A 21,058-nucleotide genomic window follows, 5' to 3' on the forward strand; every position below is an offset into this window, starting at 1 on the left:
GCAAAAGTACAAATTGTTTTTTGCTTCCGGCTTGAGTAACAATAGTAACCTATCTAAATACAGGTTAATTTGCTTTTCAAGTTCCCCCTAAAAGATCTTGACATCATATTTTTTACCTACTTTTGTACGAAAAGAAGAATATATGAGTATGATTAAGGCAGTATTTTTTGATATTGACGGAACGTTGGTAAGCTTCAAGACCCATAAACTACCAGACTCCACGGTACGGGCCTTGGAGCTGTTGAGGAAAAAGGGAATCAAGGTTTTCATCGCTACCGGCCGCCAATTACAATCTATCAATAACCTCGGGACGCAAGAGTTCGATGGCTATATTACCTTGAACGGAGGATATTGCTTGGCCGGTAAGGATAAGGTGATCTACAAGCACAGCATCCCTTCCGAAGATATAGAGGCGTTGATCCGCTATCAAGAGAATGAGGAGGCATTCCCTTGCGCCTTGGTGGAGGAAGACAATCTTTACCTGAACTATACGGACGGAGCGGTAGAGGAGCTCTTCGGAATGCTTGATTTCCCGATGCCTCCGCTTCGCCCGCTCCGGGGAAACAATGGGAAAGACGTGTTCCAGTTGATCGCCTTTTTCACGCCCGGGAAGGAGGAACGTATCATGTCCGTACTGCCGCATTGCGAGTCTACCCGCTGGAACCCGTTGTTCGCGGATGTAGTGCCGCGGGGAAGCAGCAAGGCTGTCGGGATCGATAAGATCATCGAGTATTACGGGATCTCGCCCGATGAGACAATGGCCTTTGGCGACGGAGGCAACGATATGGCCATGCTTCGCCGTGCCGGGATCGGGGTAGCCATGGGCAACGCCGATGATGAGGTGAAAGAGGCGGCAGACTACGTGACCGATTCCGTGGATGATGATGGTATCATGAACGCTTTGAGACATTTCGGCATCATATAAATAAACCTTTTAATAACATTAAATCACAAACGCTATGATTGATGAACTGATAAGCTATAATCGTGAGTTCGTAAAGAACAAAGGATATGAGAAATATATCACGAATAAATATCCGGACAAGAAGATCGCCATCGTGTCTTGCATGGATACCCGCCTGACCGAGTTGCTACCCGCCTCCTTGGGCATCAAGAATGGAGACGTGAAGATCATCAAGAACGCCGGGGCGATCATATCCCATCCCTTCGGGAGCGTTATCCGGAGCCTGATGGTGGCTATTTACGAGTTGGGGGTCGTGGAGGTAATGATTATCGGGCATACCGATTGCGGGGCCAAGCACATGAATAGCGACGAGATGATCGAGAAGATGAAGGAGCGGGGAATCCCGCAGGAACGTATCGATATGATCCGTTATTGCGGCATAAATTTCGAGTCGTGGTTGCGAGGATTCGATACCTCCGAGACATCCGTACACGAGACCGTGGAGCAAATCCGGAATCATCCCTTGATTCCATCGGATATAACGGTAAGAGGATTTGTAATAGATTCTGTTACAGGGGAATTAACACCGGTGGAATGATTCCCCGGCGTATTTAGACTTATTAGCATAATTCATAAATAATCGAAAAAACGAAATATTTTATTATGTTCTACAACATTATTTCGGGTAAAATGGTTATCTTTGTAACAAACTAAGAAAAAAAAGATCGTTTTAGGTATTTATTAACTGGCTTTCCAAGCGTGGAAAGCGTAAAACAAAAAGATTATGATGATAAGAGAAAATGAGAAAAGCCTTCGTGCTTTAGCGATGTTGCGTTACCAAGCAGATCGTTACCAGTCGGCTGGTAATGGTGCCATGAGTCAGCGATTGAACGCTGAGATCCGTCGCCTGATGAGCGAAATGAATGTAGATGCGGAGAAAAATTGAAGACCGCGTCTTTTTTAGTAAAGAATCAAAGTAAGAAATATTTTTAGATGTTATCTCTTACCTCCGTTTTTAAACGGTATGGTGAGAGATAGAAAACGAGGGGTTACCTTTGGCGATAAGGCCGGGTGAGCCTTTTTTTGTGTCCTTTCCTTTCCTTCGCCTCCGCATATCGGGGAAATTATATATATTTGTGGATGAAAAAGCTAAAACATAATCATTTGAACACAAAAGCGATGAAAAAAGCAGGATTACTCTTAATGTCGTTGGCATTAAGTACGACTCTTTGGGCAGAGAGCCCGGAGAAGAAGGGGTTGGACGTGATAAATAGATCTACCGCCGAGGCGCATATCGGTTTCTTGGCCGATGATGACTTGGAAGGCCGTGAGGCCGGTTTCCGGGGAGGCCGTATAGCGGGCGATTATATCGTGGCGAACCTGAAGTCCTTGGGCATCGGTCCTTTGGGCGACTCTTATTACCACCCGTTCGAGGCATATCATCTGGAACGTCAGAAAAAAGGGGCCCGTTGGCAGGTACATCCGGATTCGGTAGCCGCGATCAAGCAGATCGGTGTTTTCCAGAAACTATCCTTGAATAACATCTTGGGCAAGATCGAGGGTAAGAACCCGAATGAGATCGTGATCGTCGGCGCTCATTACGATCATCTGGGGATAGACCCGATGCTGGATGGCGACCGGATCTACAACGGGGCAGACGATAACGCTTCCGGGGTATCTGCCGTTTTGCAAATAGCGAGGGCTTTCCTTGCCACGGGCCAGCAACCGGAGCGGACTGTCATATTCGCTTTCTGGGACGGGGAGGAGAAAGGTCTTCTCGGATCGAAAGCCTTCGTCCAGTCTTTCCCGGAGATAAAGAACGTGAAAGGATACTTGAATTTCGATATGATCGGTCGCAACAATAACGAGGCGAAGCCTACCCATGTGGTTTACTTCTATACGGAGGCGCATCCCGTTTTCGGTGAGTGGCTGAAGAATGATATCAAGAAATATAACCTGAACCTGGCCCCGGATTACCGTCCGTGGGATAAGCCGGTAGGAGGTAGCGATAACGGATCGTTCGCCAAGGTAGGGATTCCTATTATCTGGTACCATACCGACGGACATCCGGATTATCACCAACCGAGCGACCACGCCGAGCGGATCAATTGGGATAAAGTGGTGAATATCACGAAAGCCTCATTCCTTAACATGTGGAATCTGGCGAACGAGAAAGATTTTTGAGAAATAGTAGATCATTTTATGAATCCTCATGCTTTGAGAGCGGGGCGGGTACGGCCTGGTCTCAAGGCATGGGGATGTTTTTTTGTAAAGCCTAGTATCTTTTCGTTTGCTTAAGGATATAGAACTTGGCGAGAGCGCCTGTGATCGGTTTCCCTTGCTGGTCTAACATTCTCAGTTGGCCTTCCTCTACCTTATAATAGGTGGTGTCTCCTCCTTCTTGTTTCGTTGTCAAGATGTTACCGTTTAGCGTATAAGTTCCCTTATCGTTAAATACGCCATCTTTCTCGTCTATATATTCGGAGCGGAGGGTAAAAGTCTTATCCTTGTTCAAGGTCAGGGTCGTTTTGATACCCGGCGAGCTGGCGGCGGGTAATGTTCCTTCGTAAACTCCCCAGTAATCCAAGGAAGTCTCGGCGTTGTGCATATCCGGAGCTTGAGCGGTTTCCTGCTTATTCTTGTCTGTTTTCGTAGCATCTGCCTTTGGGTTGCCGCTACAACTGAATAGGGCTGTGGCTACCATGGCTGCTAATACATATTTTTTCATCTTATTCAATTGAATTATAAGTTTTCGTTATTTAAAACCTGTTTTTATATTGTTTTGTTGCGAACCTACATTCAAATAATAATGATCATGCCAAGGTTACATCTCACGAAAAAGCATTATCTTTGTGTTGTAAAACATAGATAACATTTTTATTACTAAAGTTATGTCATTACCCAATGATCCGATGATGCTGTTCAGCTTCATCAATATGAAACTTCGAGACAATTATTCCTCCCTCGACGATTTATGCGAGGACTTGCAAGTAAACAAGAAATCCCTTCTCACAAAGCTTAAAGACGCTGGTTTTGAATACAGCTCGGAACATAATAAGTTCTGGTGATCGGGATCTCACTCGATATAATTCTTGACGATCTCTTTCCGGTCCGTATACTTCGGGTATTTGAAAGCCGGCATGCCGAGCGCCATGATCGCTTGTATCTTGCCATCGATCCCTAAAGTCTTGGCTAGCGTATTTTTTCCTTCCTGCCGGATGGCGGTGAGCACGAAGCCCATGTAGATCTGGCTTACTCCAAGAGATTGCGCCATCAAGGAAGCGTTCTGATAGGCGAGGTTAGCGTCCTCGCTTCCGAACCGGTTGGACTTCGGTGTATGGATCAATAGCAGGGCGGTGGCTTTCCGGAGAATCGGATCTTTACCTGCCTTGTGTTTCTCTTTCAACCGATTGAATACCGGTACGTATTTATAGACATCCTTCATAAACGGTTTGACGACACATTTCACGACAGGATTCAATAATAGTTTCGCCAAGGAATCGAACACGCCTATCGTATAATCGCTTACTTGCCGTAGCTTTTGCGGGTCGGTGATGACGGTGAACGAGAGGCTTTGGGAGTTCGTCGCCGTCGGTGCGTAATGGGCGGCCTCCACGATCTTGTCTAGCATATCCTTGGGTATAGGCTTCGAGGTCAATGTCCGGTTGGAACGGCGTGACTTGATCAGCAACATCACTTGCTCCGGCGTAGGCATTTCCTGATAGTCGATAACGTGTACCTTCTCCGGTGGAAACTCGCTATGCCGCACGGAATCGGTAGGACAAATATCCACGCAATGTCCGCAAACAATGCAACTTTCCACATGTATCAGGCTAATGTGCTCTCCTGTCTTTTCTTGCGTAAATATATCCGAGGGACAAACCCTTACGCATTTCCCGCATTTGACGCAGGTGTCTTGATCTATGTTCAGTGTCATATTTGAGTTATCTATTTATGCGAAGGTACTATTTCTTCGTATATAATGTTACTTTATAATGAATCAACTTCAAGATTCGCTGAGATAATGCGATGGTTTACGGAAGATTACTTATCATATTTATCTGTTAGCTGAAATAATATGGCTTCCAGTTGTTCTATTTCAGTAATACGGGCCAGCATCTCCCCGGTGAAATCTTGCGTGCTTTTGATCATTGGGTAACAATAATTGTCGTACAAATGTTGTTGGACAGCGTCGTTCCATTGTTCGTTGGCTATGGCCGCTTCTCTTTTGAGTTTTTCAGCTTCGGCGATAAACGACTGAATGATTTGTCTCATATCTTTTTAATTAGAGTTTATGTTTACTGTCAGTAATTATCTAACTGGCAAATAATTTTATCCAGCCGGTACGAGGTATCCTCAGCCAACCCGATAATAAAGTTTTGGTATGAAAACGATTTATTATCGATGTCTTCGGCAAGCGATTGTATTTGCGAGATAATACTTTCCGTTTGTTCAATGTCATCTTGTAACTCTTGGAGAAAGTTCTCTAATTCCTGTACTTGCTCTTCTTCCTGCTGGCAGTCGGGTTCCTCTTCCTCATCCTCGTCGTCTTCATCGGTATATGGGTTATCAAGACAATTCTCATATTCTTCCCGTGCGTTCCGAAGCTCTGCTTTTATGCGATCCTGGATATCGTATAGGCTTTTCTGCCGGACAACCAACGAGGAGATCCTCTCCTGAAGTGTGAAGGAGAGCAACTGCCTGTTGCCGCATATTTCCTCGGAAAATGTTCGGATAGCCTCTTTTAAATGATGTATGCTATCTGTGTCATGAATGTAAATATTACTATTCATCCGGAATGCCTGCTAATAGGTATTATGCAAATAAACTTCAAGCTGCTCGACTTTTCGGTCGACATAGTTGCTATAGTCTTGCATTAGCTCTGCCATTTGTTCGATAGCCGCGAGGCTTTTTTCAAACTCTGCCATGAAAACGGTATTTTCTTTATCTAGCCATGTCTCGTTGACCGTATACATTTGTTTTCTGGCCATAGCGAAACTATTGATAAGATCATTGCTTAGATTACGTAGATTGGATGCGAAACTTCGCATTTCATCTGTATTTGCGATAACTTGATTTCCCATGTTTGAATTATTCTTTAATAAATTTGTTTATCTCGTCTGGTTCCGGAAGAACAAAAGGCATGAATAAAACGGACGACGGAGAATGAGCCGCATTATAAAAATAAGCCCTGAGCCTCTCCGGATCATCAGAAGATAATGCTTTCGGTTTGATTTCCTCCGGTAATCTGCTTTTAGAAGAGCTTTCTTCCGCTGTACGTAAATATACCTGATTGGCAAAAAAATGTATTGCTTTTTCTTTTGGACTGAATGTATCATCGAAAAGAAGATTCTCCGGACGATCTACTTGGATGATCGTATGGATTCCTTTATCCGGCCCGTTTTTCAATATGTTTTTTAGGATGCTCTTATAGGTGACCGCTGCCTTGGAGCCGGAAGATCTAACCTCGTCGCGTGCCTCGGATCCATACCCGAGTCTGGGTGGAAGCGCCTGAGATTCTCTTTGGGGGGCATCTATTAGGCTGTTGTTCATTAAATCCCTAAATCTTTTTTGCCCCAAGATAACAAGCATTGTATTTTGTGCCGAGACCATATCGTTTTCGATAGTGGCATTCAGATGAAGGAGAAGCTCCGATGTCTTTTTCCGGCTCTGTCCTATAACAACGCATCGGCTATTATTTCCCAGATGATTAATTATGGGGGCGATCCATGTGTTATCCTCTTCTTCCGGATTGATACAATTGATAATAAAGATATCTTTCTTATTTACGCTTGCAGAACACGTTCTTGACAGAATTGCGCTAAAACAAATCCTGCATGCGTTTCTCTCGTTGATACCTATAACGGCTAGATTCGGATCGTCCGGCCTGAATGTTATCTCCACAGACTTGGCGTCGAGACTGATCTTTTTACCGACAATCACTTTGTTGATGGCGGCAGGACAATATTCTGGTTGTATTTTGCAGGTCTGTTTTCCACTGAAGTAGAATGTATTATTAATGTATGACTTGCTTTTTTGAATAGCCAATGATATGTTGTCCGATAAATTCTCTTTTGCGTTGAAAGGCTGGAACAGGCAAGAACCGCCATCCTTGAATGGATAAAAAGTCTCGCCGGATTGCTTTATCTGATTGACATTCCTGTAGCTATCCTTTACTAATTTCTCCGAGTCGATCGTGTTGGCCTTTAATAGGTATGGGTCCGTTATGTTGTTTAATAACTCGGGTGGGATATTTGCGTTAGAGAAAGTTTGGGTAGCCATCAATAAGTGAACTCCCTTGCTGCGCCCTTCCTTGGCGATCCTGCTGATGATAGAGTTGATTTCCAGCTGAACTTGGTCTGCCCGCTCGCAGAATAACTCTTGGCATTCATCGATCACGAGGATGATGCGTGGAAATTTTTGCGGGGTTGATGTCTTGTTGTTGTATTCCTGGAACTCAGTAACGCCATGTTCGCTCATCGCTTTGCCTCTCTTATCCATTTCGCTATATAAATTGCGTAATATCTCCAAGGTGATAGGCTTGTCGGAATCATCTACTAAAATGGCTCTCGCATGTTTCAGGTTCTTATATTGATTGAACTCGACACCGCCCATTTTGAAATCCATAAGGTATAACTGTAATGTTTCCGGAGAATATTTTAATGTGGCTATACTGATTATATCATGTAGGAGCACTGATTTTCCAGAGCCGGACATACCTAAGATAAAAGAATGTACGTGATCTTTTTCATTTAACTCAAAATATACGTCTTCGCCATTTCGCTTGCCGATTGCTATTTTAAATTCTATTGTGGCATCTTGATACGGGGTATTATATAATGAGTCTCCGTTAATCCGGAGACTGACTGGTTTCTCTTTTTTTACGGTTTCTTTTTTTAGTGCCTCAAGGTATATGTCTAAAAATGGTTTGTTCTCAGTGGAAATGAGTGGGGTGGTGTTTAACTCTGGTAGGTAATAGGGGAGGATTCTTTTATTGTTGAACTCGATTTCCTCTTTTGATTCTGTTGTTTTGATAAAGTTGAAGTTCTCTTGGGATAGCAATTCTATATTCGCTGATAATTTGCTGTTTTGTTTCATCTCTTCATTGACCAAGATAATAAAGAATATGCCGCCTTTATATCCATTCTCGACAAAAGGCTTTAAGGAGGAGATTACCGATGTGCCCATATTGCTGGGATAATCCAGCAATACGATTACTCGGTAAGGATCTATGATCGTTGAGTTTTTTACATTGTATTCCATTAGGTTCTTACATTCAGACAATCGTCTTTTCTGCAAACTAAGGATTTCCGATTGTAAGGAATCAATGGTGTTTCGTAGTCCAGGATCGGTATTGATTATTTGGTATAAACTGTTATCTAGCTTTGATGTGAAATCGATAATATCTCCTGAATGCATTAAATCGATAAAAGTAAATTGTATCTTTTTCGGAGGAAAGGCCATTAGCATATTTAATAACAGGTTATTCATCAGCTCAATAGCGTTTGGGCGGGTTCTCTTATTATGGAAAATGGCGAAATTCTTGTTTTCAGACCCATTGATGCTGTGCCAAGGGGCATATATCGGAATCAAGAACTTTCCGGTTGGAACTAGACTGTTTCCGCACCATTCTTTCCCTAATAAAATGTAGGGCAGGATATATCTTCGCTTAGCCTGTTCAAGTAATAGTTGATGATCGGGTTTACCGGATAACACGTGAGATCGAGATTGTGTCGGAGATACATAGCTCGGCGTTAAAAGTAAAGAATGTTCGGATAGGTTTTGGCTCAATACGTCGTAATTGCCGATTAGTAATTGAATGGCCTTGCTTTCCTCCGCTATCCTCAATGTTTCTATACCTTGGATTTGACTCTTTTTAATCTCCTTGTCATTAAGGATTTGCTTTGCCTTTTCCTCTAAAGAGCTTATGATTGCCTTTCGTTTTATTTCTATCTGATTAAAACTTTCATTTTCTATAGTCGCGATTTTATCAGGACATAATATGGCTCTGTCGTATACACCTTTAGGGTCGTATGCTAATACAGCTATACATCTTTTATTATAAGAAGCGTATTGGTCTGCTATCTGGCTCATAAAATATAGACGATGGGTATAATCCAATTCTATCTCGGAGCGGTGTAAGGGCAATCCGGTAAAAGTATTTTCGGTGAAAAATATTTCTATGTCTAAATATCTGTCATTATATAGCCGTAATTGTTCCCTGTGATTTTTAATTGTATTTATTTCTGCTTCTTTATATCTGCTTAATTGTGATTCTATATAAGATATTTGATTTGTTAATGAGACTTTTTCATCCAATAGTTTACTTGAAAAAATATAAATAACGCCTGTAATGATTTCAACAGCCCATAGTATAGAAAGAAATGTTCTATTTGTGATTACATACACGAAATTATTAGATGTATTGGATCTCATTAATTCTATTAGGTCAGACCAGCCTATAAAGTAGACTGGCAATATGATAAGAATACAATTTAGAAGGAGCCCGGCTATAATCAGCGTTACTTTGCCCGCTCGATATTCTCTCTTTGCTTCTCCGAGAATTAGTATGGAGAAAAGAGAGACCGGGTAACCTATGATTGTTAATAAAGTGATAATTAGTAATTCGTGGCTGTATGAAATATAACTATGATAAATGGCTTGGCTGTAAAATGTGATAACTAGCGTGAGTGGGAGTAAAAATAAAATGATCCCAACAATGACGATTATGGGATTAGTTCCGTTTATGTAAAGCTCTAATTTGTTTTTAGAGGGTGTTTGCGTAACAAGTGCATCTTTGAGTTTCAATAGCTTACTTGATAGAATATAAATAATACCCGCTGTAACCTCTATAATCCATGATATGATAAGATATGTTTTGCTTGCGAAAGTATTCACGAAATCGTTAGATGTATTCGCTTTCATTAACTTGATAAGATCAGACCCGTTTGTAAGATAAACAGGCAATGCGATAAGAATAGAATTTAGGAATAAGAGTTCAAGTATAATCAATACAACTTGGCCTGTTCTGTGTTCTAGCTGTACTTTTTCGAAAATGGGTATCGAAAAAATAGCGAGCGGATATCCTATGATTGTTAATAAAGTAATGATCAATAATTCATGGCTGTATGAAAGATAACCATGATAAATAGCCTGGCTGTAAAATGTGATAACTAGTACCAGTAGAAATAAGAATAAGGGGCATATGATGGTTCCGCTTATGATCTCGGCTGTGTCCCGGCAAGATTCCAGTTTGTTTTTTGAAGGAAGCTTTAAGGTGTATTTTTGGTTGATAGCTTCGTGGTATGCTTCGTTGGCCCTGGATTTTTGCTTGTTGATTTTATTTAATTCATTACCGCATTGTGTTAAGATATTGTTTACCTTATAAAAGATCTCATCGTATTTATTTTTTAGGCTAGCGCTATAATTGGATAATATGCTTTTTATTGTGATTTTTAGGTCATTTGTATATTTATCTGTGAGCTTTATATTCTCATTGATTTCTTGGAGCTGTTGGATTTTTTGATTATATTCTTTTGTGGCAATATTGCGTTTGGAAGATATCTCTTGTTCTATCGTCCCTATTTTAATTAAAATCCCTTTGACAACTTCGTCTTTGATACTCGCATATTCTGCGGGAATATGTTTTTCTATTGTATCTAATTCATTTTTAGGCTTCATAAGGCTAACGTTATTATTGTTGCTTTAAATAAGCGTTTTGTATCTTGCTATGTCGTTTTCTGGAAGAGCCCGTTTCAATACGGGTAGGTACGAAAGGAGGGGGCGAACCGGGCGTTGCCATGCGCCATTGCGCCTGCCGTACTTACTTTACATTTTCATAAGTATATTTATAAGAGTAGGTACGTTCGCTTCCCTTTGTGTCACGGAACGTTATCTTTACGGTCTTTACATATCCATCCTCATCCAGTTCGTAATCGTATGTTTCCGTGCCTTCATCCCATGCGGCCGTTTTAGGTAAGAACTTCGAGGCTTTTCCCAACAGACCGGCCAGACGCCATTCTTCAAACGGGTCATCGTAATTTGTAGTAAGTGCGACAAACAGATTGCCTATATTGGGAATATCTGTATAAGTGATCGTTTCTGCGACATCGCTGCTGGCCATCACGCCGTTTTTATATATGTATTCTTCGGTATTACCGTTGATCTCGGCTTTCGTCAACTGATTATTCGAGTTATAGGTGAACGTATAATGATCAGAGTTTTCCTCATAAAACGTATCGTTTTTTTCTATGGCTGTCCATGTCGCACTTGTACAAAATCCGTTTCCGTTTAAAGAGAACTTGATATTATCGATAAAGGTGTATGAACCGTATTGCTCCTCAGAGGTGGCAACAGTCTCGTTATTGGAGAATGTAAAGGCATAAGCTTCTGTATAAATATTCTCTGTCCCTTTTCGGGAAATATCAGAGACTTTGTTTTTACTGTCATATCCTAGGTTGCAAGTATAGCTGTAGCTTTCTGTTTCTTTTGTGAAATTGGTTATACGCTTCGTGGTGTTTGCTGGATCGATATTGCCGCCTTCGCCTTCGTTATCTCCACAGGAAACGAAATTTATACATAAAGCCATTGTTAAAATCGCTGTAGAAAATCTGTTTGTTTTCATTTTTTGATATTTGCCTCCCCTGTTCCCTCTGGAGTGTTTATGATGAAAAAGGTGTGGAAACTGTATTTGCTTTATCCTGTCGTAGCCCGGTTTCTCGATAACGGGATAATTTTCAATAACACCATTCGTTAAATATATGCCTTTCCATAGAGGCTCAACGCCATGAACTTGTAGAATTATCGCAAAGCTACGAAAAGTGTTTATATATCAACCAAATAAGAGTATGAAAATCTTCGTTTACTTTTGATTTTGCCTGTAATCCGGGAAAAGAGCTGTATAAACGATAATTCCCATAAACAAAAAACTCCTGCAACCATTAAGATTACAGGAGTTTATATATCAGTAATTACTTGATTACTTCTTCATGGCTTCTTCAATAGCGACAGCTACGGCAACCGTAGCGCCTACCATCGGGTTGTTACCCATACCCAAGAAGCCCATCATCTCAACGTGAGCAGGAACGGATGAAGAACCTGCGAACTGAGCGTCACCGTGCATACGGCCCATCGTGTCGGTCATGCCGTAAGAAGCAGGACCGGCGGCCATGTTGTCCGGGTGCAAAGTACGGCCCGTACCACCACCTGAAGCGACAGAGAAATACGGATGTCCGTTCTCCATACACTCTTTCTTATAAGTACCGGCTACAGGGTGTTGGAAACGAGTCGGGTTCGTAGAGTTACCCGTGATAGATACGTCAACACCTTCCTTACGCATGATAGCGACACCCTCGCGAACATCGTCAGCACCATAGCACTTAACTTTCGCGCGAAGACCATTGGAGTAAGCCTTCTCAGAGATAACGTTGACCTCGCCCGTCATGTAGTCGAACTGAGTTTGTACATATGTGAAACCGTTGATACGGGAAATGATCTTAGCTGCGTCCTTACCCAAGCCGTTCAAGATAACACGTAACGGCTCTTTACGAACCTTGTTTGCCATCTCAGCGATCTTGATAGCGCCCTCGGCCGCTGCGAAAGACTCGTGGCCGGCCAAGAAAGCGAAACACTTAGTCTCCTCGCGAAGCAAACGAGCAGCCAAGTTACCGTGGCCGATACCCACCTTACGGTCGTCGGCTACAGAACCGGCGATACAGAATGCCTGCAAACCGATACCGATAGCCTCGGCAGCCTCGGCAGCGTTCGTGCAACCTTTCTTGATAGCGATAGCGGCACCTACCACATAAGCCCAGCAAGCGTTCTCGAAACAGATTGGTTGAGTTTCCTTACACATTGTATAAGGGTCGATACCCTTGGCATCGCAGATAGCCTTCGCGTCGTCGATACCGTTGATACCATATTCGTTTAATACCGCGTTGATATGATCAATACGACGGTCATAACTTTCAAATAAAGCCATATTATTTTTTACTTTTTAAAATTCTTATTTACAAGGAATAAAGATATCAGGAAGTTGAAAACCAATACACCGCCACAGCAAGCCACGTAAAACGCCAGCCATGGTTTTTCCGGCTCCAGCACGAAATACGTGATGAGCGTAGCCACTGCCGTGATAATACTCAGCCCGATGAGGACACGTGTAAATGTTTTCTTATTCATTACGAGGATCGATATATTTTACAGCTTCTTTGAAACGACCGTAAGAGCCTTTCGCCTTTTCCAGTGCTTCGTTAGCGTCCATACCCTTCTTTACCATATCCATGAATTTGCCCAGGTGAACGAATTCGTAACCGATTACTTCGTCATCTGCGTCCAAAGCCATGCGAGTGCAATATCCCTCAGCCATCTCAAGGTAACGAGTACCTTTGGCTAATGTACCGTACATCGTACCAACTTGGCTGCGTAAACCTTTGCCAAGGTCTTCCAAGCCGGCGCCGATAGGCAGACCATCCTCAGAGAAAGCGGACTGTGTACGACCGTAGACGATCTGCAAGAACAACTCGCGCATAGCGGTGTTGATAGCGTCACAGACAAGGTCTGTGTTCAATGCTTCCAAGAGAGTCTTTCCCGGAAGGATCTCGGAAGCCATGGCAGCCGAGTGAGTCATACCGGAACAACCGATAGTCTCTACTAGAGCCTCTTGGATGATTCCTTCTTTAACGTTTAATGTCAGCTTACATCCACCTTGTTTCGGCGCGCACCAACCGATACCGTGAGTCAAACCAGAGATATCAGTGATCTGAGTTGCCCTAACCCACTTTCCTTCTTCAGGAATCGGAGCGCACTGGTGGTTAGCTCCCTTCTTTACAACACACATGTGTTGAACTTCATGTGAATAAATCATAATCGCTAATTTATTATATTAAAGTGTAATAAAACTTTATGCTAATTTTATAGTAATATCGCTTTCTCTAAAGACCGTACAAAGATAAATTTTTTAATCCAGCCATGCAAGAGGCGGGATTTGTTATTTATCGTTTGTTAGCGGTTGGATCGGTTCTCCGTTGAGGAGGATCTCGTAAGTGATCGGGCCTATCTTTTTCATCATGAGACCTACGCCGCAGTATTTCTCTTGCGAGAGGCGGATGGCTTTCTCTATCTTGGCGGCATCTTCTGCGTTTCCTCCGATATGATAGGTCACGTGGAAGGAGGTATAGACCATCGGGATCGTGTCCGAGGTCTCGGCAGACGCATCGATGGATATCTTGTCGAAACGTACTCTCATCTTGCGGAAAAGGGAGACTACGTCCATGGCGCTGCATCCGGCTAAGGCTACCAGCATTAACGCCTTGGGACGGGGGCCTTCATTGTTGCCCCCGTTCTCGGCGGTTGTGTCGATCGTTACCTTATGGCCGTCCAGCAAGGACTCGAAGGTCGAGCCTTTTGTCCAGTTTAACGAAATTTGGGCGGACATATGCTTCTTTTATTTTAAGATCTCTTGAAGTTTAGCGTCGATCTCCTCTCCATGCAAGTTCTTGGCGATGATCGTCCCGTCCTTGTCTACCAATACGGTATGAGGGATGCTGTTTACGCCATAAAGTTGCGCCCCGGAGTTTTTCCATCCTTTCAGATCGGAAAGCTGGGTCCATGTGATATTCAAGTCCTTTACGCCTTTGGCCCAAGCCTCGGCCTTGCTATCCAAAGAGATACCGACGATATCGAAGCCTTTGTCCTTATATTTCTTGTAAGCGGCTACCAAGTTCGGCATATCCCGGCGACAGGGAGGGCACCAGCTTGCCCAAAAATCGATCAGTACGATATTTTTTCCGTTGCCGACGAACTCGGAAAGTTTATGCATCTTGCCATTGGCGTCTGCCATCTCGAAATCCGTGAATTTCTTGCCTACGGCTACGGTTTTCAAGACATCCAGATGTGCCATCAATTTGTCGATATTCGGAACGGCCTTGAAAGTAGGGTCTGCCTTGGCGATAATCTCATTCTGGGTTGCCTCGTCCAGGCTATAACGGAAATCATACAACAATTTGGCGGCAGATTGCTTGGTTGTATTATTCAGGATATAGGTCTTGACGGCATCGGTTACCTTCTGGTCGATCTCGTCATATTTCTTCTCGACGGCGCTTACGACTTCCTTATCCTCCGATCTCATATCATCGGAAAGTTTCTCCAGGTCCGCACGTAAGGTTTTCATTTGTGCTTGCAGGGCCTTTAAGCCGTCGTTCTCCGGTGTCCCGGAAACAGCGGAAGCTGCCTCGTCTAGAACAGCCTGTAACCTGCCGTTCTCCAACACGAATATACTCGTGAAAGGGGCGTTCTCTCCGGCAGCGGCACGTTTGGGTTCCACTACATCCTCGGCGAAGGCGAGCTTGCGCAAGGCTGGCGTGTCTTGCGTCCCCTCGAAGGTGAACGTGCCATTTTGCACCAACGCGCTGTCCATTGGAGCGGCATCCTGTACGCCATATTCATACATGTAGACGTATTTTCCGTTTAGATCGGCGTTCGCTACCGTACCGGAAATCTCGTAACCCGGTTTTTCACTGCAAGCTACCAAAAGCAATGCTGACGCGGCAAGAGTAAGATACTTTTTCATTTTGTGTTTGTGTTATGTAAGTAATGTATTATATATGTATGAGATATTAACTTCGCGAATATACGAAGTCTTTTGAATAAAAAAGATGTAAACCGAATGAATCGTCAGGTCAAACGCATCAATTTGATTGGGAATTTGGTTAGGGTGTTGTTTGTCGGTTTGATATGATACACACAAGAGAATCATACCCTTGATTATTTTTGCCGGTAAATAAAGAGAGTAAACCTCTTTTAGAAATAAACAACAAAAGAGACAACTCTTTTTATTATTAACTATGAACTGAGTCAACCCTTTTTATTGATTAGGCAGAAAGTAGTCAACTAGAATCGTTAAACTACACGGATTTTTGATAACTCTTGAATTTCTCGTCAAGGAAACTAAAGTTTCTCGTAGAAGAAACTCTAGTTTCTTTAGGAAGAAATTAGAATTTCTATTGAGAGGTATAGACGTGTCCTATAAAGGGAATCGGGTAGGCTCGAATGAAAATCTGTTCAAGGTATTGAAATAAGTGGAGTTTTATGTACTTTTGAGGGCTAAACAACGTACGATTAAGAGAATGACATTTAAAGAAATACTTCAAAGATTCCGTGCCGAATCTTTTACCGAAAGAGAAAAAGGAGCGAAGTTTGAGAGATTAATAAAAAAATGGTTTCAGACAGATCCCCGTTATGCGGATAAATTACAGGAAATCTGGCTTTGGGAGGAGTTTCCGGGGAAAAAGTATTTCGGGGGGAAAGATTTAGGCATAGACTTGGTAGCCAAGACCGATCTGGGGGATTATTGGGCCATCCAATGTAAATGTTTTGATGAGAAAGCTGTCATCGGTAAGGCGGCTGTCGATTCTTTTATATCTACGGCCCATCGTTCGTTTATTGATGATTTAACCCTGAAGACGACTTATTTCAGCAACCTGATCTGGGTTTCTACCACCGTGCATTGGGGGGCGAACGCAGAAGAGACTTTGAAGGGCCAAGACATTCCGCTGACCCGTATTAATATGTATGAATTGGAGGCTTCTCCTGTCGATTGGGATAAGCTTCTGAAGGGTGATACGGGAAAAATAGCTTTACGAGAAGGTAAACAGCCTCGAACGCATCAGTTGGAAGCGATGAAAGCGGCTCACGAATATTTTATGACCCATGACCGCGGAAAGCTGATTATGGCTTGTGGAACGGGAAAAACATACACATCTTTGAAAATCGTGGAGCAAGAGACCGAGGGCAAGGGATTGGTTTTGTTCATGGTACCCAGCATAGCGCTTCTAGGTCAATCGCTGAATGCTTGGATGACCGACACGAAATACAGGATGAAGGCCGTTTGTATCTGCTCGGATTCCAAAGCCTCCAAAAGGAATGATTTCGATAATGACGAGACAAGTATCATCGATAACCCGTTACCCGCCACTACAAATATTAACTCGATTAAGCGGCAGTTATCGGGTTATAAAAATACGGATGGACTGGTTGTCGTGTTTTCCACCTACCAGAGTATAGATGTCTTGGCCGAGGCGCAGCAAGCGTTGTTGGAGGCCGATCCCTCTTTTGGCGTATTCGACTATATCGTCTGCGATGAGGCGCACCGAACAACCGGTTTTAAGCAGAAAGGTCGTGATGAAAGTAATTTTACTAAAATACATAACAATGACCTGATCCGGGGGAAAAAACGTCTTTACATGACGGCTACCCCGCGGTATTATAATGATAATGCCAAGGCTACGGCTAAAGACAAGGACTTGGTGCTGTGGAGCATGAATAACCCGGACTATTATGGCGATGAATTTTTCCGGATCGGGTTCGGACGTGCTGTGCGTGATGGATTGCTGACGGATTATAAGGTCTTGGTGCTGACGATTAGTGAGGATGATATCCCGGATTCTATCCTTGAGGATGTCAAGGATAAACAACAAAAGGAAATAAAGATGGACGACGCCAGTAAATTGATCGGTTGTATCAATGGCTTGTCCAAACGTATAAAAGGAGATAAGGGGGTTACGAAAGAGGCGGACCCGGTATTGATGCGGCGGGCCGTGGCGTTTTGCTCGACAATCGATCCGAGCAAGCGGGGGAGTGGTATCTCTTCCAAAGGTTTTGCCGCCGTGATGCCTACGATGGTGAGGAAATATAAGGAATCCTTGTCGGAGGAAGTACGGGAAGAGGTCGTGGATATCGAGGTTCAACATATCGACGGGTCGATGAATGCCGCTACACGGGAAGAGATGATCGCTTGGCTTAAGGAAGAGACCAGCAATCCGAACGAGTGCCGTATTCTATCGAATGTGCGTTGCCTGTCCGAAGGGGTAGACGTGCCGGCCTTGGACGCTGTTCTTTTTGTTGCCGCCCGTAACAGCGAGGTAGATGTCGTGCAGAGCGTGGGACGTGTGATGCGTACTTTCCATAAGGGAGCCTCGGATGAGAAGAAATATGGTTATATCATTGTCCCGGTTGTCGTTCCGGCAGATATGGAACCGGAAAAGGCGATGGCGGATAACGAGCGTTTTTCCGTGGTTTGGAAAATCCTGAACGCCTTACGCGCCCATGATGATGAGTTTAACGCTACGGTTAATAAAATACAATTGAATAAGGTGAAGCCTTCCAAGGTGGTCATCGGTGGGATACCGCGAGGTTCTGGCCAGATGCACGAGAAGGATTGGATGCGAGATCCGCAGGATCAACAGACTGGGGCGACCGAGCTAAGTAATGAGGAGATCGCCCGCCAATTGGAACTTCGTTTCGGCTCTTTGCAAGATGGAATCTATGCGAAGATGGTAGAGAAGGTAGGAGATCGCTTGTATTGGGAGAATTGGGCGAAGGAGATAGGTCTGATCGCCCAGAAGTTTATAGAACGTATCGCCCGTGTCGTAAAAGACGGGCTGCATAAAGAGGCATTTGTTGAATTCTTGAGCGGTTTGCAAAAGAACTTGAATCCTTCCATTGATGAGGGACAGGCCGTGGAAATGTTGGCGCAGCATATGATTACACGTCCGGTATTCGACGCCTTGTTTAAAGACTATCAGTTTGTCAAGAATAATGCGGTCAGCCGTAGCATGCAGCGTATGTTGGAGCTGCTGGAGAGCGAGGCTATGGAAAAGGATACGGATGTATTGGATAAATTCTATGAGAACGTACGCATGAATGTGGGCGATATAGATAATCTGGAGGGAAAGCAGATGCTTATCAAGAATCTGTATGAGAAGTTCTTCAAGGGTGCTTTCCCGAAAACCGTAGATAAGCTCGGTATCGTTTATACGCCGGTGGAATGCGTGGATTTTATCATTCATTCTGTTGATGATATTTTGCGCAAGGAGTTTAATTGTTGCCTTTCGGATGAGAATGTACATATCTTAGACCCATTCACGGGGACTGGTACTTTCATTACCCGTTTGCTGCAAAGCGGTTTGATCCGTCCGGAGGATCTGGAGCGTAAATACAAGAATGAGATTCATTGTAATGAGCTGGTCTTGCTTGCTTACTATATCGCGGAAGTCAATATAGAGAGCGTGTTTCATAGCCTTGTAAAGCGGGATACTTATCTGCCGTTTGAGGGTATTTGCTTGACGGATACCTTCCAGACAACCGAGAACAAGGAGGAGGTCTTGGATCAGACTTGGTTCTCCGAGAATGCGGAGAATGTGGATAGGCAAAAGAGAGTTCCGGTGAGAGTTATAATCAGTAATCCTCCGTATTCGGTCGGGCAGAGATCGGCAAATGATAATGCGCAGAATATGAGTTATACCCATTTGGATAAACGAATCGCCGAGACGTATGCCAAAGCCGCCCAAGCGACGAATAAAAACTCTCTTTATGATAGTTATATTAAGGCATTCCGTTGGGCAAGCGATCGTATCTCCAATTGTAAGGATGGGGGTGTGGTTGCTTTCATCAGCAATGGGGCTTGGATTGACGGTAGTGCTCAAGAAGGATTTAGGAAATGCCTTGAGGATGAGTATTTGAGTATATACGTATTGAACTTGAGAGGAAATCAACGGACGAGTGGTGAGTTATCTCGTAGAGAGGGAGGTAAGATATTTGGCTCAGGTTCTCGTACACCTATATCAATAACCTTTTTGGTAAAGAATCCGAATAAGAAAGGAAAAGCGACAATTTATTATCATGATATTGGTGATTATTTATCGCGTGAGCAGAAACTGAAAAAGATAAATGAGTTTGGTTCGGTAGACTCTAGTAAATTACAATGGGATATTGTTGCCCCGAATGAGAAAGGGGATTGGATTAACCAGAGAGGGGATGTGTTTGACTCTTTGATTATATTGGGTGAAAAGGAGGATAAGAAGAATAAGCAGACGGTGTTTGTGCCATATTATTCTTGTGGCTTAAAAACTCAAAGAGATAGTTGGTGCTATAATTCATCTCTTGACAGCTTGAGCTTCAATATGGAACAAGCAACAGCTTTTTATAATAAACAACGAGAGTTGTTAGCTTTAGGAAAAATACAAGATGTAAATTACGATTCTACGAGGATTAGTTGGACTACAAATGTATTGAATGCTGCAAAAAAGAATGAGATTATTTCATTGGATAAAATAGGAGAAAATAGCATTTGTTTATATAGACCATATTTCAAGCAATATGGGTGCTATTCTCGTTTTTGGAACGAGCGTGTTTATCAATTACCTAAACTTTTCCCAACATCTAAATATAAAAATTTAGTGATTTGTGTTAGCGGCATCGGTGTAACAAAAGACTTTAGCTGTATCATAACAGATATGCTTCCTGATTTAGAACTTATAGGAAAGAGTCAATGTTTCCCTCTCTACTGGTACGAAGAAAACAAGAACAAGCAACGAACCTTGTCCTTATTCAATACCGAATCAAACGATGATTACATCCGTCGAGACGGAATCACCGACTGGATACTGAAAGAAGTCCGTACTCGTTTCGGTAATGCCCGGAAGATCACGAAGGAAACCATCTTCTACTATGTGTATGGTTTGCTTCATTCCCCGAAATACCGGGAAACCTTTGCCGCCGATCTGAAGAAATCTTTGCCACGTATCCCGATTGTGGAAGATATAGATGCTTTCCTCGATTTCTCCTATGCAGGTAAGCAACTTGCGAATCTGCATCTGAATTATGAGGAAATACCAGCGTATGAGGGTGTGACAGTCATTGGCGACAGGCAAAAGGGGGAAGCTCCGGATGGTCGTATGATTGCCGGAACTACTGCTTTATATGTGGCCGAAGTGGATTATAAATACTATGAGGTAGAGAAAATGCGATTCCCCAAAAAGGGACAAAAGGATACAATTATCTACAACAGCTCTATTCGCATAGAGAACATACCCGATGAGGCGTATGAGTACATCGTGAACGGTAAATCCGCTATCGAATGGATCATGGAACGTTATCAAGTGAAAATCGATCCAAGTAGCTTGATCAAGAACGATCCGAATGACTGGAGTCGTGAGCATGATAACCCTCGTTATATCTTGGACTTGCTACTCTCCGTAATCAACGTGAGCGTACAAACCATGGAGATCGTCAAAAAGTTACCGGATTTTAAGTTGGAATAAGAAAATAGTAAAAGGGGCTTCTTGTGAGGAATTGATATTTATTATTTTATAATCT

Annotated in this window: 18 protein-coding genes; 6 read left to right on the top strand and 12 right to left on the bottom strand. The window is 43.1% G+C overall.

The genetic code is table 11. The features are described from left to right. Positions 1-148 precede the first annotated feature (148 nt). From Q0110_RS15050 to Q0110_RS15065, 4 genes are all read left to right on the top strand, one after another. Entirely contained in the window at positions 149-925 is a 777-nt protein-coding gene (locus Q0110_RS15050) for a Cof-type HAD-IIB family hydrolase (RefSeq protein ID WP_297908226.1), read from the top strand. Positions 926-959: 34 nt separating this feature from the next. Continuing rightward, complete coding sequence (locus Q0110_RS15055) at positions 960-1,502, top strand: carbonic anhydrase (protein WP_297908161.1); 543 nt, start codon at positions 960-962, stop codon at positions 1,500-1,502. A 186-nt stretch (positions 1,503-1,688) separates the two neighbouring features. Then, positions 1,689-1,850: a hypothetical protein gene (locus tag Q0110_RS15060; protein WP_297908164.1), complete on the top strand. Its 162-nt coding sequence runs from the start codon at positions 1,689-1,691 to the stop codon at positions 1,848-1,850. A 233-nt stretch (positions 1,851-2,083) separates the two neighbouring features. Beyond that, positions 2,084-3,088 carry a M20/M25/M40 family metallo-hydrolase gene (locus Q0110_RS15065; RefSeq protein WP_297908229.1) on the top strand — a complete coding sequence of 335 codons (1,005 nt, stop codon included), beginning with the start codon at positions 2,084-2,086 and terminating at the stop codon, positions 3,086-3,088. A 91-nt stretch (positions 3,089-3,179) separates the two neighbouring features. On the opposite strand, the gene Q0110_RS15070 is transcribed toward Q0110_RS15065, so the two are convergent. Next, complete coding sequence (locus Q0110_RS15070; RefSeq protein WP_297908167.1) at positions 3,180-3,632, bottom strand: copper resistance protein NlpE; 453 nt, start codon at positions 3,630-3,632, stop codon at positions 3,180-3,182. A 163-nt stretch (positions 3,633-3,795) separates the two neighbouring features. On the opposite strand from Q0110_RS15070, the gene Q0110_RS15075 reads away from it, so the two are divergent. Continuing rightward, a complete protein-coding gene (locus Q0110_RS15075) occupies positions 3,796-3,972 on the top strand; it encodes a DUF4250 domain-containing protein (protein ID WP_297908170.1) in 177 nt (58 codons plus the stop codon). An 8-nt stretch (positions 3,973-3,980) separates the two neighbouring features. On the opposite strand, the gene Q0110_RS15080 is transcribed toward Q0110_RS15075, so the two are convergent. The 11 genes from Q0110_RS15080 to Q0110_RS15130 all read right to left on the bottom strand — a co-directional run bounded on the left by Q0110_RS15080 (position 3,981) and on the right by Q0110_RS15130 (position 15,473). Further along, entirely contained in the window at positions 3,981-4,841 is an 861-nt protein-coding gene (locus tag Q0110_RS15080) for a nitroreductase family protein (protein WP_297908173.1), read from the bottom strand. A 107-nt stretch (positions 4,842-4,948) separates the two neighbouring features. Next, a complete protein-coding gene (locus Q0110_RS15085; RefSeq protein ID WP_297908176.1) occupies positions 4,949-5,179 on the bottom strand; it encodes a hypothetical protein in 231 nt (76 codons plus the stop codon). Between the two features lie 29 nt (positions 5,180-5,208). Further along, positions 5,209-5,697, bottom strand: a complete 489-nt coding sequence (locus Q0110_RS15090) for a hypothetical protein (RefSeq protein WP_297908179.1) — start codon at positions 5,695-5,697, stop codon at positions 5,209-5,211. A gap of 12 nt (positions 5,698-5,709) precedes the next feature. Then, positions 5,710-5,988, bottom strand: coding sequence for a WXG100 family type VII secretion target (locus Q0110_RS15095; RefSeq protein WP_297908182.1), 279 nt, complete (start codon positions 5,986-5,988; stop codon positions 5,710-5,712). 7 nt (positions 5,989-5,995) lie between these two features. Then, a complete protein-coding gene (locus Q0110_RS15100; RefSeq protein ID WP_297908185.1) occupies positions 5,996-10,585 on the bottom strand; it encodes an FtsK/SpoIIIE domain-containing protein in 4,590 nt (1,529 codons plus the stop codon). Between the two features lie 142 nt (positions 10,586-10,727). Further along, positions 10,728-11,492 carry a hypothetical protein gene (locus Q0110_RS15105; RefSeq protein ID WP_297908188.1) on the bottom strand — a complete coding sequence of 255 codons (765 nt, stop codon included), beginning with the start codon at positions 11,490-11,492 and terminating at the stop codon, positions 10,728-10,730. A gap of 390 nt (positions 11,493-11,882) precedes the next feature. Continuing rightward, positions 11,883-12,884 carry a GGGtGRT protein gene (locus Q0110_RS15110; RefSeq protein ID WP_297908190.1) on the bottom strand — a complete coding sequence of 334 codons (1,002 nt, stop codon included), beginning with the start codon at positions 12,882-12,884 and terminating at the stop codon, positions 11,883-11,885. An 8-nt stretch (positions 12,885-12,892) separates the two neighbouring features. After that, the gene (locus Q0110_RS15115; protein ID WP_297908193.1) at positions 12,893-13,084 is read right to left on the bottom strand and encodes a hypothetical protein; all 192 of its coding nucleotides are present in this window, start codon (positions 13,082-13,084) and stop codon (positions 12,893-12,895) included. Beyond that, positions 13,077-13,769, bottom strand: coding sequence for a hypothetical protein (locus tag Q0110_RS15120; protein ID WP_057329343.1), 693 nt, complete (start codon positions 13,767-13,769; stop codon positions 13,077-13,079). Before Q0110_RS15120 ends, Q0110_RS15115 begins: the two co-directional genes overlap by 8 nt. A 123-nt stretch (positions 13,770-13,892) precedes the next feature. Further along, positions 13,893-14,339, bottom strand: coding sequence for an OsmC family protein (locus Q0110_RS15125; RefSeq protein WP_297908198.1), 447 nt, complete (start codon positions 14,337-14,339; stop codon positions 13,893-13,895). A 9-nt stretch (positions 14,340-14,348) separates the two neighbouring features. Then, positions 14,349-15,473 carry a TlpA disulfide reductase family protein gene (locus tag Q0110_RS15130; RefSeq protein WP_297908201.1) on the bottom strand — a complete coding sequence of 375 codons (1,125 nt, stop codon included), beginning with the start codon at positions 15,471-15,473 and terminating at the stop codon, positions 14,349-14,351. Between the two features lie 556 nt (positions 15,474-16,029). Between Q0110_RS15130 and Q0110_RS15135 the strand changes: the two genes are divergently transcribed. Next, on the top strand, positions 16,030-21,003 hold the full coding sequence (locus Q0110_RS15135; RefSeq protein WP_297908204.1) for a type ISP restriction/modification enzyme: 4,974 nt from the start codon (positions 16,030-16,032) through the stop codon (positions 21,001-21,003). Positions 21,004-21,058 lie beyond the last annotated feature (55 nt).

The organism is uncultured Parabacteroides sp., assembly GCF_947855115.1.
GTDB lineage: Bacteria > Bacteroidota > Bacteroidia > Bacteroidales > Tannerellaceae > Parabacteroides.